This is a genomic window from Dietzia sp. NPDC055877 (assembly GCF_053615975.1).
This window is the reverse complement of record NZ_JBSHCV010000011.1, coordinates 55,199-68,294: the sequence shown is the minus strand read 5'-3', so window position 1 is coordinate 68,294 and position 13,096 is coordinate 55,199. Positions and strand designations below refer to the sequence as shown.

The 13,096-nt window shown below is 70.1% G+C and carries 15 protein-coding genes; all 15 read left to right on the top strand.

Features of this window, described 5'->3' with window-relative positions:
• Positions 1-5 precede the first annotated feature (5 nt).
• The 15 genes from ACWGLC_RS12325 to pyk all read left to right on the top strand — a co-directional run bounded on the left by ACWGLC_RS12325 (position 6) and on the right by pyk (position 12,987).
• Positions 6-1,253 carry an MFS transporter gene (locus ACWGLC_RS12325; protein ID WP_452100173.1) on the top strand — a complete coding sequence of 416 codons (1,248 nt, stop codon included), beginning with the start codon at positions 6-8 and terminating at the stop codon, positions 1,251-1,253.
• Positions 1,250-1,915, top strand: coding sequence for an imidazole glycerol phosphate synthase subunit HisH (gene hisH / locus ACWGLC_RS12320; RefSeq protein WP_452100172.1), 666 nt, complete (start codon positions 1,250-1,252; stop codon positions 1,913-1,915). Before ACWGLC_RS12325 ends, hisH begins: the two co-directional genes overlap by 4 nt.
• Positions 1,916-1,937: 22 nt before the next feature.
• Positions 1,938-2,198 carry a hypothetical protein gene (locus ACWGLC_RS12315; RefSeq protein WP_452100171.1) on the top strand — a complete coding sequence of 87 codons (261 nt, stop codon included), beginning with the start codon at positions 1,938-1,940 and terminating at the stop codon, positions 2,196-2,198.
• Between the two features lie 5 nt (positions 2,199-2,203).
• Entirely contained in the window at positions 2,204-2,953 is a 750-nt protein-coding gene (priA, locus tag ACWGLC_RS12310; RefSeq protein ID WP_452100170.1) for a bifunctional 1-(5-phosphoribosyl)-5-((5-phosphoribosylamino)methylideneamino)imidazole-4-carboxamide isomerase/phosphoribosylanthranilate isomerase PriA, read from the top strand.
• A 55-nt stretch (positions 2,954-3,008) separates the two neighbouring features.
• Positions 3,009-3,923 carry an inositol monophosphatase family protein gene (locus ACWGLC_RS12305; RefSeq protein ID WP_452100169.1) on the top strand — a complete coding sequence of 305 codons (915 nt, stop codon included), beginning with the start codon at positions 3,009-3,011 and terminating at the stop codon, positions 3,921-3,923.
• A 7-nt stretch (positions 3,924-3,930) separates the two neighbouring features.
• Entirely contained in the window at positions 3,931-4,704 is a 774-nt protein-coding gene (gene hisF / locus ACWGLC_RS12300; RefSeq protein ID WP_452100168.1) for an imidazole glycerol phosphate synthase subunit HisF, read from the top strand.
• Positions 4,701-5,054, top strand: a complete 354-nt coding sequence (hisI, locus tag ACWGLC_RS12295) for a phosphoribosyl-AMP cyclohydrolase (RefSeq protein WP_452100167.1) — start codon at positions 4,701-4,703, stop codon at positions 5,052-5,054. The genes hisF and hisI overlap by 4 nt, the downstream gene beginning before the upstream one ends.
• 5 nt (positions 5,055-5,059) lie before the next feature.
• Positions 5,060-5,239 (top strand): tautomerase family protein, encoded by a 180-nt coding sequence (locus ACWGLC_RS12290; protein ID WP_230931280.1) that lies wholly within the window; start codon positions 5,060-5,062, stop codon positions 5,237-5,239.
• Positions 5,236-6,810, top strand: coding sequence for an anthranilate synthase component I (locus ACWGLC_RS12285; RefSeq protein ID WP_452100166.1), 1,575 nt, complete (start codon positions 5,236-5,238; stop codon positions 6,808-6,810). The genes ACWGLC_RS12290 and ACWGLC_RS12285 overlap by 4 nt, the downstream gene beginning before the upstream one ends.
• The gene (locus ACWGLC_RS12280; protein ID WP_452100165.1) at positions 6,807-7,454 is read left to right on the top strand and encodes a TIGR02234 family membrane protein; all 648 of its coding nucleotides are present in this window, start codon (positions 6,807-6,809) and stop codon (positions 7,452-7,454) included. The genes ACWGLC_RS12285 and ACWGLC_RS12280 overlap by 4 nt, the downstream gene beginning before the upstream one ends.
• A 98-nt stretch (positions 7,455-7,552) precedes the next feature.
• Entirely contained in the window at positions 7,553-8,365 is an 813-nt protein-coding gene (gene trpC, locus ACWGLC_RS12275; protein WP_230931277.1) for an indole-3-glycerol phosphate synthase TrpC, read from the top strand.
• 66 nt (positions 8,366-8,431) lie between these two features.
• A complete protein-coding gene (trpB, locus tag ACWGLC_RS12270) occupies positions 8,432-9,727 on the top strand; it encodes a tryptophan synthase subunit beta (protein WP_452100204.1) in 1,296 nt (431 codons plus the stop codon).
• Positions 9,724-10,515 carry a tryptophan synthase subunit alpha gene (gene trpA, locus ACWGLC_RS12265; RefSeq protein ID WP_452100163.1) on the top strand — a complete coding sequence of 264 codons (792 nt, stop codon included), beginning with the start codon at positions 9,724-9,726 and terminating at the stop codon, positions 10,513-10,515. Before trpB ends, trpA begins: the two co-directional genes overlap by 4 nt.
• Complete coding sequence (lgt, locus tag ACWGLC_RS12260) at positions 10,512-11,489, top strand: prolipoprotein diacylglyceryl transferase (protein ID WP_452100162.1); 978 nt, start codon at positions 10,512-10,514, stop codon at positions 11,487-11,489. Before trpA ends, lgt begins: the two co-directional genes overlap by 4 nt.
• Before the next feature lie 79 nt (positions 11,490-11,568).
• The gene (gene pyk / locus ACWGLC_RS12255) at positions 11,569-12,987 is read left to right on the top strand and encodes a pyruvate kinase (RefSeq protein ID WP_452100161.1); all 1,419 of its coding nucleotides are present in this window, start codon (positions 11,569-11,571) and stop codon (positions 12,985-12,987) included.
• Positions 12,988-13,096: the final 109 nt, after the last annotated feature.

Here is a 13,096-nt window from a genome sequence, read left to right as displayed (position 1 = left end):
CCGGCGTGACCCCGCGTGCCGCCAAACCGGGTGCGTTGTCGCAACTGACCCGGACCCCCGGGGTCCTCGCGGCCTTCGCCCTGGTCCTGCTGGCCTTCGGTGGGTTCTCGCTGCTGCTGCCCGTCGTGCCGCTCGCGGTGGTCCGCGGTGGCGGCAGTGAGGTCGTCGCCGGCGCGACGACCGGCGTGTTCATGACGGTCACCGTCCTGTTCCAGCTGATCACCCCGAGGATCACCGCGGCGATCGGCTATCGCTGGGTTCTCGCGATCGGTAGTTCGCTCCTCGGTCTGCCCTCCGGGCTGTTGGCGGTGTTCGACGGTCCGTTCGCGGTTCTCGCGATCAGCGGGGTCCGCGGGGCCGGTTTCGGCATGATGACCGTCGCCGGCTCGGCCCTGGTGGCCGAACTCGCACCGCCGGGCATGCTCGGCCGAGCCACCTCGCTGATCGGCCTGGCGATCGGGATCTCCGAGGCGCTGTTCCTCCCGGCGGGACTGTGGCTTCTCGATGGGTTCGGTCTCCCTGCGGTCGCCTGGAGCGCGACGGCGTTCGGGGTCGTCGGGCTGGTTGCCGCGGCCCGCCTGCCGCGGGTCTACCCGACCCCACCGGAGCCGTCGGACCTCGCCGCCATGAGTTCGAGACAGGTCCTCGTGCTTCTGGCCGGGCCGTTCCTGGTGATGCTCGCGGTCTCTCTTCCCTACGGGGCCGCGGCCTCGTTCCTGTCTCCCGCGCTCGACGAGATCGTCCATGGCAGCGGGGCGGTCGTCGCCGGTGTGGGACTCGGTCTCCTCGGGGTCGGTGTGATCATCGGTCGCACCTTCGCGGGGCTGATCTCGGACCGGCAGGGCCCGGGCGCCCTGGTCTGGCCGGGGCTGGGCTTCGCGGCTCTCGGCATGGCCGGCATCGCCGTGCTGCTGTCGATCGGGGTGAATCCGTGGTGGTTCCTCGTGCCCACCGTGGTCTTCGGACTCGGGTTCGGCGCGGTACAGAACGACGCCCTGGTCGGCTCGTTCGAACGGATGCCGCGGTCCCGGCTGGGGACGGCGTCGGCCTCGTGGAACATCTCGTTCGACACGGGGACCGGTCTCGGTTCGATCGTCATGGGCGGGCTCGCGGGCTTCGGCTACGTGGTCCTGTTCACCGTGGCCGCCGGGATCGTCCTGGTCGTGGGCGGCCCCGCCGCCGTGAACGCCAGGCGCACCAGACCCCCTCGCGAACTGCCCCTGCCCGATTCCGGCGATAAGGTGAACGGATGAGCTCAACGGCCACGCGGGTGGCGATTCTGGACTACGGATCCGGCAACCTGCTGTCGGCCCGGCGCGCCCTCGAGCGTGTCGGAGCGACCGTCGACGTCACCTCCGATCCGCGTGTGGCCACCGAGGCAGAGGCGCTGGTTGTCCCGGGTGTCGGTGCGTTCGCCGCGTGCATGCAGGGTCTGGAGGCCGTCAGAGGCCCTCGGATCATCGGCGAGCGTCTCGCCGGCTCCCGCCCGGTCCTGGGGATCTGTGTGGGTATGCAGGTGATGTTCGACCGCGGGCTGGAGTTCGCCGACGGTGAGCACGCGGAGTCCGCCGGGGCCGCGGGCTGCGGGGAATGGCCGGGGGTCGTCGAGAGGCTCGAGGCGCCCGTCCTGCCGCACATGGGCTGGAACACGGTCGAGGCGGCGGAGCACTCCGTCCTGTTCGCCGGCATGCCTGCCGACGAGCGCTTCTATTTCGTCCACTCCTACGGGGTCAGGGACTGGGTGATGGAGCCGTCCGATCACCTCCGCGCGCCCGACGTCACCTGGGCGGCGCACGGGACCCGGTTCGTGGCCGCGGTGGAGAACGGACCACTGACCGCCACCCAGTTCCACCCGGAGAAATCCGGGGATGCCGGACTGCAGCTTCTCGAGAACTGGATCCGCGCCATTGGCTAGGGGAGGAAGGTCCCCGGCGCCGGTGTCTTTCGCCGCGCTCGCGCTGTGGGTGGCGGGCGCGGGCGTGCTCGGGCTCGCACTCACCGCGGTCGTGGTGGCGGTGCTCCCGGTAGGCCCGGTCGGCCGTGCGGTGGCGGCGCTCGCCGGGATCGTCCTGACCATCGTGGCGATGGGTGTGGCGTCGAGCAGAGTCACCGACCGCGCGATCCGCGCGGAGTACGGGGACGTCTCCACGGGCGAGGTGGCCGATGACGGTGACCCCGGCCCGCACGGACTAGGCTGACCCCCGTGAGCAACGCTTCTTACCTCGAACTCCTGCCCGCTGTCGATGTCGCTGACGGGCAGGCCGTCCGCCTCGTCCAGGGCGAGGCGGGGACAGAGACCTCCTACGGATCGCCGCTGGATGCCGCGATGCAGTGGCAGCGCGATGGAGCCGAGTGGGTGCACCTCGTCGACCTCGATGCGGCGTTCGGCCGCGGGAGTAACCGGGAAATCCTCGCCGAGGTGGTGGGCACGCTCGACGTCAAGGTCGAGATGTCCGGCGGTATCCGCGACGACGAGTCGTTGGAGGCCGCTCTGGCGACCGGCTGCGCGCGCGTGAACCTGGGCACGGCCGCCCTGGAGAACCCCGACTGGTGCCGTTCGGCGATCGCCCGCCACGGTGACCGGATCGCCGTGGGGCTGGATGTCCGAGTCGTGGACGGGGACCCCCGGCTGCGTGGCCGCGGGTGGGTCTCCGACGGCGGCAACCTCTGGGAGGTGCTCGAGCGCCTGGACCGTGACGGGTGCGCACGCTACGTCGTGACGGACGTCTCCAAGGACGGCATGCTGGGCGGCCCCAACCTCGAGATGCTCTCGCAGGTGTGCGCCGCCACCGACGCGCCGGTCGTCGCCTCCGGTGGCGTGTCCTCGGTCGCGGACCTCGAGGCGATCGCCTCGCTCGTCCCGCAGGGCGTCGAAGGGGCGATCGTCGGGAAGGCGTTGTACGCCGGCCGCTTCACGCTGCCTGAGGCACTCGCCGCGGTGAGCACCCGCTGAGCGCCCCGACCACCTGGTAGGCACCCGCAGCATGACCTCGAGCAGGAGGCCCGAGATGGAAGATCAGCCCGGAAACACCCTGCCGACGGATCTCGCCGTCGACCCGGTCGAGGCGCTCGCGCTCGCCACCCGGGTCCTCGACGAGGCCACGCCCCGGTTCATCGAGGGCCTCGGAGCGCCGGGGGTCCAGACCAAGAGCAGTCGCACCGACTTCGCCACCGAGTTCGATCTGGAGCTCGAGCGCCGCATCTCCGATGAACTGCGTGAAGGCACCGGGCTCGAGGTCCACGGGGAGGAGTACGGCGGCCCTCCCATCAACACGGGCACGCTGTGGGTCGTCGACCCGATCGACGGCACCGCCAACTATTCACTCGGCATCCCCACGACGGGAATCCTGGTCTCGCTGGTCCACGAGAGCCAGCCGGTTCTGGGCCTGACGTGGCTGCCACTGCTGGGGTTGCGTTTCACGTCCGTGGCCGGCGGCCCGCTCCGGGAGAACGACGAGATCGTGCCCGCCCTGCCCGACGTGTCGATCCGCGACGTCGCGCTCGGTCTGGGCTCCCTCAACACCGGGGCCCGGGCCACCTACCCTCCGGCCTACCGCCGCGAGGTCTTCGAGCAGCTTACACTGGCCGCCGCCCGGACACGGAAGTTCGGTTCCACCGGGGTGGACCTCGCGTTCGTGGGCTCGGGCAGGCTGTCGGCCGCGGTGAGCTTCGGGAACTACGCCTGGGACAACGCGGCGGGCGCGTCGCATATCCGGGCCGCCGGGGGTGTGGTCACGGACCTGGCGGGCGAGCAGTGGTCCACCCGGTCGCAGTCGATCCTGGCGGCGTCCCCGCGGGCCCATGCCGAGGTCCTGGATACAGTCACGCAGCTCGGCGAGCCGGGCAATTTCTTCGAAGCGGGTCGTCGACGGGCGGCCCCGGAACCCGAGAGCCCTCGTCCGTGGCTCGAGGGAGGACGGTGAACCGATCATGACTCTTGCAACCCGAGTGATCCCCTGTCTGGACGTCGACGCGGGCCGTGTGGTCAAGGGGGTCAACTTCCTGGACCTGCGAGACGCCGGCGACCCGGTCGAGTTGGCGGCCGCCTACGGCGAGCAGGGAGCCGACGAGCTGACGTTTCTCGACGTGACCGCGTCGTCGTCCGGGCGCGGCACCATGATCGACGTGGTCAGGCGGACCGCCGAGCAGATCTTCATCCCGCTCACCGTCGGGGGCGGCGTCCGGACCGGGGACGACGTGAACCAGCTGCTGCGCGCCGGCGCCGACAAGGTCAGCGTCAACACCGCCGCCATCGCCCGCCCCGAGCTGCTCGGTGAGCTCAGCCGCCGCTTCGGCTCGCAGTGCATCGTCCTGTCGGTCGACGCACGCACCGTGCCGGAGGGTGAGCAGCCCACCCCGTCCGGTTGGGAGGTCACCACCCACGGCGGGCGCCGGGGGACCGGCATCGACGCGGTCGAGTGGGCGAAGCGTGGCCAGGAGCTCGGAGTGGGCGAGATCCTGCTCAACTCGATGGACGCGGACGGCACCAAGGCGGGCTTCGATCTGGCGATGCTGCGCGCGGTCCGCGAGGCGGTCAGCATCCCCGTCATCGCCTCGGGCGGGGCCGGGGCGGTGGAGCACTTCGCGCCCGCCGTCCACGCGGGCGCCGATGCGGTGCTCGCGGCCAGCGTGTTCCACTTCGGGGACATGACCGTCGGGGACGTCAAGAAGGCGATGGCGGCCGAGGGGATCACGGTCCGATGAGCGACCACGTCCTCGACCCGGCGATCGCCGGGCGACTCTCCCGCACGGAAGACGGCCTTGTCGCGGCGGTCGTCCAGGACGCGACGTCGAATCGCGTGCTCATGATGGCCTGGATGGACGACGCCGCCCTCGCCGAGACCCTCGCGACCCGTCGCGGGGTGTACTTCTCGCGCTCCCGCGGGCAGCGGTGGGTGAAGGGCGAGACCTCCGGGCACGTCCAGGCCGTGCGCAGCGTCGAGATCGACTGCGACGGCGACACCGTGCTGCTGCGCGTGGACCAGACGGGTGCGGCCTGCCACAACGGCACCACCAGCTGCTTCGACACCGCCACACTTCTCCGGGAGGACTGAGCCCAGTGCCCTTCATCCAGATCAACCAGCTCGCCGGCATGCCCGCCGCGGACAAAGCCCGTGTCATCGACGCGGTGACCGCGGCCTACGCCGAGGCAGCGGGCAAGGACGCTGCCAAGGTGTGGGTCCATGTCGCCGACATGCCTCACGACTCCTTCGGCGTGGGGGGCAGGGTTCTCGGATGAGCACCCGGACCACGACCCTCGAGCAGTTCCGGGCCCTGGCGGCCGGACACCGTGTGGTGCCGGTCGTCCGTACGGTCCTCGCCGATTCCGAGACCCCGCTGTCGGCCTACGCCAAGCTCGCCGACGACAGGCCGGGCACGTTCCTGCTCGAGTCGGCCGAGCACGGCAGGTCGTGGTCGCGGTGGTCGTTCATCGGCTGCGGTGCGGCCGCTGCGCTGACGGTCGATGAGGCGGGTGAGGCGACCTGGTGGGGGAGCGTGCCCGCCGGGGCGCCGACGGGCGGCGACCCGTTGACGGCGCTGCGCCGCACTCTCGAACTGCTGCGTACGGACCAGATCGAGGGCCTGCCGCCGCTGACCTCCGGCATGGTGGGCTATCTCGGTTACGACATCGTGCGCAGGCTCGAACGGATCGAGCCGGACACGACAGACGACCTGCAGGTGCCCGAACTGGTGCAGTTGCTGGCCACGGACCTGGCCGCGTTCGATCACCACGAGGGGCGCATCCATCTCATCGCCAACGCCGTCAACTGGGACGGTAGCGATGAGCGGATCGAGCAGGCCTACGAGGACGCGGTGGCCAGAGTGGAGTCGATGACGGCCCGACTCGCCGCTCCCGGGAGCGGCGGGGTCAGCGTGTTCGACGCCGCGACGCCCGAGGTCCGACGCCGCACCGATGAGCAGACCTACCACTCCCGCGTCGCGAACATCATCGAGCAGATCCACGCCGGCGAGTCGTTCCAGGTGGTGATCAGCCAGCGGTTCGAGGTGGACACCTCGGCCTCGCCGCGGGACGTCTACCGGATCCTGCGTACCACCAACCCCAGCCCGTACATGTTCCTGATGACCATCCCGGACGGCTCCGGCGAGGACGGGTTCGGTGGCACGGCGTTCACGATCGTCGGCTCGAGTCCCGAGGCGTTGGTGACGGTCACCGACCGGATGGCGACGACGCACCCGATCGCGGGAACGAGGCCCCGGGGCGACGACGACGAGCACGACGCCCTGCTCGCCAAGGATCTGGTGGACGACGCCAAGGAGAATGCCGAGCACCTCATGCTCGTCGACCTCGGCCGGAACGACCTGGGCCGGGTCTGCGAGCCGGGCACGGTGACCGTGACCGAGTTCCGTCAGGTGGAGCGGTACAGCCACGTCATGCACCTCGTGTCCACGGTGACCGGGAGGCTGGCCGACGGACGTTCGGGCATCGACGCGGTGACCGCCTGCTTCCCGGCCGGCACCCTCTCCGGCTCGCCCAAGCCGCGTGCACTGCAGATCATCGAGGATCTCGAGGACACCCGCCGTGGGGTGTACGGGGGAGTGGTCGGATACGTCGATTTCGCGGGCAACACCGATCAGGCGATCGCTATCCGGTCGGCGGTGATCAAGGACGGCACCGCCTACGTCCAGGCGGGCGCGGGGATCGTCGCGGACTCCGTGGCGGCCGCCGAGGACGAGGAGTGCCGCAACAAGGCGATGGCGGTCCTGCGCGCCGTGGCGTCCGCGGAGACGCTGCGGGACGCCGCGGACCCGGGCTCCGCGGACCGGATCGACGAGGGGGAGTCGCGGTGACGCAGCGTGCCCGCCTTCTGGTCCCCGTCGTCCTGCTTCTCGTGGCCGCGGTTCTGTTGTGGCTGGCCTCCCGGGCCACCTGGCTCGAGGTGGTGGCCTTCAACGACCAGTCGGGCGAGGTCGTCCGGAGCCTGACCGGGAGCGATTGGCAGCCCGCCCTGGTGCCCTTGGCGCTCGGTGCGGTAGCGGCGATCGCCGCCGTCGCCCTGGTGCGGGGAATCGGTGCACGGGTTATCGGCGCGGTCATCGCACTGCTGGGCCTCGCAGCGGTGTTGCTGGTGCTCTCCGGCGTGGGCGACATCGACACTGATCGAGCCCACTCGGTCGTCACGAGCAGCGAGGGGCAGGCCCGTACGGACGCGGGACCGGGTGCCGAGGGGGCGGCAGCGGTCCCGGAGTGGTCGCAGATCACCGAGATCTCCGCGCGGGCGGCAGGCCCCGCGGCGACCGGCGCTGGCGCGTTCGCGCTCCTGGCCGCCGGCGTCGTCGTCATCCTCCGGCCGGCGCGGGCGGTGAGCCGCGACGATCGGTACGTCACGCCCGCCGCCCGTCGACAGGACGCCGCTACGACTGTTGAGTCGGATCCCGACTCCGGCCGTGACCTGTGGCAGGACCTGGATGACGGGCGCGATCCGACAGTGTGACGGACCCGCGGGGCGGACCCGATTCGGGAACCTCGCCGCGGACCTCTATTGTTGATCTCGATCACACTTTTCCCCCATTTCTACTGAGGGAGGTCACGGTGGGCACCGTGCTCGACTCGATTCTCGACGGGGTCCGCGAGGACGTCGCGGCCCGCGAGGCGGTTATCGACCTGGAGTCGGTGAAGAAGGCGGCCAAATCCGCCCCCGCACCGCGCGACGCGCTCAAGGTGCTGCGTGACCCTGGTGTCGGGGTCATCGCCGAAGTGAAGCGGGCGAGCCCGTCCAAGGGGCAGCTCGCCGACATCCCGGATCCCGCCGTGCTGGCCCGGATGTACGAGGACGGTGGCGCGCGGATCATCTCCTGCCTGACCGAGGAGCGCCGGTTCAACGGCAGCCTGGCGGATCTCGACGCCGTGCGCCGTGCCGTGGACATCCCCGTGCTGCGTAAGGACTTCGTCGTGGGTCCGTACCAGATCCACGAGGCCCGGGCGCACGGAGCGGACCTGGTCCTGCTCATCGTCGCGGCGCTCGAGCAGGAGGCGCTGGTCTCGCTGCTCGACCGTACGGAGTCCCTGGGCATGACCGCACTGGTGGAGGTGCACACCGAGGAGGAGGCGGACCGCGCTCTCGAGGCCGGTGCCACGGTCATCGGGGTCAACGCCCGCAACCTCAAGACCCTCGAGGTCGACCGTGACGTGTTCTCCCGCATCGCACCTGGCCTGCCGTCGGGTGTCGTGAAGATCGCGGAGTCCGGCGTTCGCGACGCCTCGGATCTGCTGGCGTACGCGAGTGTGGGCGCGGACGCGGTCCTCGTGGGCGAGGGCCTGGTGACCCAGGGCGATCCGCGGGCGGCGTGCAACTCGCTGGCCACGGCGGGTGCGCACCCCTCCTGCCCGCAGGGACCCCGGTAGGCCTTCTGCGCAGGCTTCCGGCAGACTGGGACCGTGAATTCCTACGATCTGCCACCACTTCCCACGATGGGGGACGTTCTGCGTACCCCCACCGACCACGAGCCCGATCAGAAGGGCCACTGGGGGCTGTTCGGCGGACGCTATGTCCCCGAGGCGCTCATGGCGGTGATCGACGAGGTGACCGACGCCTACGGCAAGGCGCGCGCAGACGAGGGATACCTCGGGGAGCTGGACCGGTTGCAGCGTCACTACTCCGGACGCCCGTCACCGCTGTACGAGGCGGAGCGGTTCGGTGCCGAGGTGGGCGCCCGCGTGTTCCTCAAGCGTGAGGATCTCAACCACACGGGCTCGCACAAGATCAACAACGTTCTCGGGCAGGCGCTGCTGGCCCAGCGGATGGGCAAGTCGCGGGTGATCGCCGAGACGGGCGCCGGTCAGCACGGTGTCGCCACGGCCACCGCGTGCGCGCTGCTGGGGCTCGAGTGCAAGGTCTACATGGGCGCGGTCGACGTGCGGCGCCAGGCGCTGAACGTGGCCCGGATGCGGCTGCTGGGCGCGGAGGTCGAGGCGGTGGAGATCGGCTCGGCCACGCTCAAGGACGCCATCAACGAGGCCATGCGGGACTGGGTGTCCCGTGCGGATGACACCTACTACGCCTTCGGCACGGCAGCCGGGCCCCACCCGTTCCCGGCGATGGTCCGTGATTTCCAGCGGATCGTGGGAACGGAAGCGCGAGCGCAGATGCTCGACCAGGCCGGCAGGCTCCCTGACGCGGCGGTCGCGTGCGTCGGCGGCGGCTCCAACGCGATCGGCCTGTTCCATCCGTTCATCGACGACGCCTCGGTACGACTCGTGGGCTGCGAGGCCGGCGGGGACGGTGTGGACACCGGGCGGACCGCGGCCACCGTCAACGCCGGCCGCCCGGGCGTCTTCCAGGGCTCGTACGCGCACCTGATGCAGGACGCGGACGGCCAGACCATCGAGTCGCATTCCATCTCCGCGGGTTTGGACTACCCCGGTGTCGGGCCGGAGCACTCACACCTGTCCGAGGTCGGCCGGGCCGAGTACCGCCCGGTCACGGACTCGCAGGCCATGGATGCCTTCGCCCAGCTGTGCCGCACCGAGGGCATCATCCCGGCGATCGAGTCCGCGCACGCGGTCGCGGGCGCGGCCCAGCTCGCCGCCGAGGGCGTCGGGCTGATCCTGGTCAACGTGTCGGGTCGAGGAGACAAGGACGTCGACACCGCCGCCCGGTGGTTCGGCTTGTTGGACGGGGGCGCCCCGCCCGAGGCCGGGGTTGATTCACGCCAGACCGACGACGACGGCGAGGGTGCGTACGCGGACGGGGGAGTCGAGGGATGAGCGTTCTCAGTGACGTGTTCGAGCGGTGCCGGGCCGAGGACCGGGCCGCGCTCATCGGGTACTACCCGGCCGGGTATCCGACACTCGAGGGATCGATCGAGGCCGTGCGCACGATGGTGGCCAATGGGTGCGATGTCGTCGAGGTGGGTATCCCGTACTCCGACCCGATGATGGACGGCCCGACCATCCAGGCGGCCGCCAACACCGCGCTCGAGGCCGGCTTCCGGGTTCGCGACACCTTCGAGGTGGTCCGCGCCGTCGCCGAGGCCGGCGCCGTGCCGGCGGTGATGAGCTACTGGAATCCGATCCTGCAGTACGGCGTGGAGCGGTTCGCCGCCGACTTCGCCGAGGCCGGTGGAGCCGGAGTGATCACCCCGGACCTGATCCCGGACGAGGCGGACGAGTGGATCGCGGCCACCGATGCGCATGGCGTGGACAGGGTATTCCTGGTCGCGCCATCGTCCACGCCGGAGCGCCTCGCCATGACGCTGGCGCAGACCGGCGGGTTCGTATATGTCCAGGCGGTCATGGGTGTGACCGGCGCCCGTGACGTCGTCACGGACGCCCCCGAGGTGCTCACGGCCCGTGTGCGCGAGCTCTCGGGTCTGGCCTGTGGCGTCGGACTCGGGGTCCGCAACGGCGACCAGGCCGCGGAGATCGCCTCGTACGCCGACGGCGTGATCGTCGGTTCCGCGTTGATCACCGCCGCGTCGGAGGGACTCGGGGAACTGGGCCGACTCACCGCCGAGCTCGCCGAGGGCGTGCGCCGGCCGGGGCGTCCGTCATGATCCCCAGTCCGCCGCAGGGGGTGTGGGAGATCGGGCCGCTGCCGCTGCGCGCCTATGCGCTGTGGATCATCCTCGGGATCGTCGTGGCGATCTGGTGGGGCGAGAAGCGCTGGGTCTCCCGCGGCGGTCGGGCCGGCGTGGTCATCGACACCGCGTTGTGGGCCATTCCCTTCGGACTGATCGGCGGCCGCGTCTATCACGTCGCGACCGACTGGTACCGCTACTTCGGTGAGGGGAAGAACCCCGTCGACGCGCTGAAGATCTGGGACGGCGGCCTCGGGATCTGGGGCGCCGTCCTGTTCGGCGCGCTCGGTGCCTACATCGGCCTGCGGCAACAGGGCATCCGTGCCATCGGCGCGTTCGGCGACTCCGTGGCGCCCGGCATCGTGTTGGCGCAGGGCATCGGCCGACTGGGCAACTACTTCAACCAGGAGCTCTACGGTCGCGAGACCGATGTGCCGTGGGCGTTGGAGATCTACCAACGTTACGACGAGACCTACGGCTACTCCGAGACCATCGGGCGATCCACCGGCCAGGTGCTCGCGACCGTCCATCCCACGTTCCTCTACGAGCTGGTGTGGAACGTTCTCGTGGCGGTCGTCCTGGTATTGGTCGACCGCCGGTTCCGGCTCGGCCACGGCCGGGTCTTCGCCCTGTACGTGGCGCTGTACTGCTTCGGTCGGTTCTGGGTGGAGCTCATGCGCGCCGACGAAGCGACACTGGTGTTCGGTCTCCGCATCAACACCATCGTCTCGGTGGTCGTGATGGTGGTGGCGTTGATCTACGTCTGGCGGGCCCGTCGGGGCCGCGAGGAACCCGCGGAGCTGCGGGCTGCGGACGAGGCCGACACCGTCGCCTCGGACAACACTGTCGCCTCGGACAACACCGTCCCCTCGGACAACGCCGACGACCCGGCACCCGGCCGTGCCGGCGCCGACTCGCACCGCCCGGCGGGAGGCGACAACACCGGATAGTCGGGGGAAGCACCCCCGTTGGCCGGTCGTTGACGTCCGGTTCACCGGCAGTCCGACCGAGGGGACTAGATTGGTCCGGGTGAACCGTCGTACGAAGATCGTCTGCACCCTGGGTCCCGCCGTCGCCTCCGAAGCCGGCATCCGTGAACTCGTCGACGCCGGAATGGACGTCGCGCGACTGAATTTCAGTCACGGCGAGCATTCCGATCACGAGACGAACTACCGCTGGGTCCGTAAGGCCTCGGACGAGTCCGGCCGCGCCGTGGGCGTGCTCGCCGACCTCCAGGGGCCCAAGATCCGGCTCGGCCGCTTCATCGAGGGCAGCCACGTCTGGGCGGAGGGCGACCGCGTGGTCATCACCGTCGCGGAGGTCGAGGGCACCAAGGAGCGCGTCTCCACCACCTACAAGGGGCTCGCGGATGACGCGCGCCCCGGCGACCGTCTGCTCGTGGATGACGGCAACATCGGCCTCACCGTCGAGCGGGTCGAGGGAGAGGATGTGCACTGCCTGGTCACGGAGGGCGGCACGGTCTCCAACAACAAGGGCGTCTCCCTGCCCGGAATGAACGTCTCGGTCCCCGCGCTGAGTGAGAAGGACATCGCGGACCTGCGTTTCGCGCTCGAGTTGGGCGTGGACTTCATCGCGTTGTCGTTCGTCCGTTCCCCGGCCGACGTCGACCTGGTGCACGAGATCATGGATGAAGTCGGCATCCATGCGCCGGTCATCGCCAAGCTGGAGAAGCCCGAGGCCATCAAGAACCTCGAAGCCATCGTGCTGGCGTTCGACGCGATCATGGTCGCCCGTGGTGATCTCGGCGTGGAGTTGCCGCTCCAGGAGGTGCCGCTCGTCCAGAAGCGGGCCATCCAGATCGCCCGTGAGAACGCCAAGCCCGTGATCGTCGCGACCCAGATGCTGGAGTCGATGATCGGGAACTCCCGGCCGACTCGGGCGGAGGCGTCTGACGTGGCCAACGCGGTGCTCGACGGCGCGGACGCGGTGATGCTGTCCGGGGAGACCTCCGTGGGCAAGTACCCGATCGACGCGGTGCGGACGATGTCGTCGATCGCCCTCGCCGTCGAGTCGGACTCCACCGCGGCGCCGGACCTCGTCCACATCCCGCGCACGAAGCGCGGCGTGATCTCGTACTCGGCCAAGGAGATCGGCGAGCGGCTGGGGGCGAAGGCTCTGGTCGCGGTCACCTCCACCGGTGACACCGTGCGGCGGTTGGCGCGTCTGCACAGTCACCTGCCGCTCATCGCGATCACCGGCGACCCGAGGATCCGCAGCCAGCTGGCGTTGACGTGGGGCACCGAGACGTTCCTCACCGACCGGATCAACGACACCGCGGAGGTCGTCAAGGTCACCGATGAGATGTTGCTCCCGCTCGAGGGCTACAACGAGGACGATCTCATCGTGCTCGTGGCCGGGAACGTGCCGGGCGTCGAGGGGTCGACGAACTTCATCCTGGTCCACCGGATGGGCGAGGCCGACCACTGATCACTGTCGGATAACGTCGCGTAGGTGCCGGTCAGCAGTTCGCTGACCGGCATCTTTGCGCCTATTTGTTTTTTTGGCGTGACAGCACCGATACAGTTCTGTTACCTTT

Excerpts from the sequence above, each read along its gene's own strand:
- lgt (WP_452100162.1), top strand. The coding sequence starts at position 10,512 with ATGATCCCCAGTCCGCCGCAGGGGGTGTGGGAGATCGGGCCGCTGCCG.
- ACWGLC_RS12285 (WP_452100166.1), top strand. The coding sequence starts at position 5,236 with ATGAGCACCCGGACCACGACCCTCGAGCAGTTCCGGGCCCTGGCGGCC.
- trpA (WP_452100163.1), top strand. The coding sequence starts at position 9,724 with ATGAGCGTTCTCAGTGACGTGTTCGAGCGGTGCCGGGCCGAGGACCGG.
- hisI (WP_452100167.1), top strand. The coding sequence starts at position 4,701 with ATGAGCGACCACGTCCTCGACCCGGCGATCGCCGGGCGACTCTCCCGC.
- ACWGLC_RS12305 (WP_452100169.1), top strand. The coding sequence starts at position 3,009 with ATGGAAGATCAGCCCGGAAACACCCTGCCGACGGATCTCGCCGTCGAC.
- trpB (WP_452100204.1), top strand. The coding sequence starts at position 8,432 with ATGGGGGACGTTCTGCGTACCCCCACCGACCACGAGCCCGATCAGAAG.
- hisF (WP_452100168.1), top strand. The coding sequence starts at position 3,931 with ATGACTCTTGCAACCCGAGTGATCCCCTGTCTGGACGTCGACGCGGGC.
- hisH (WP_452100172.1), top strand. The coding sequence starts at position 1,250 with ATGAGCTCAACGGCCACGCGGGTGGCGATTCTGGACTACGGATCCGGC.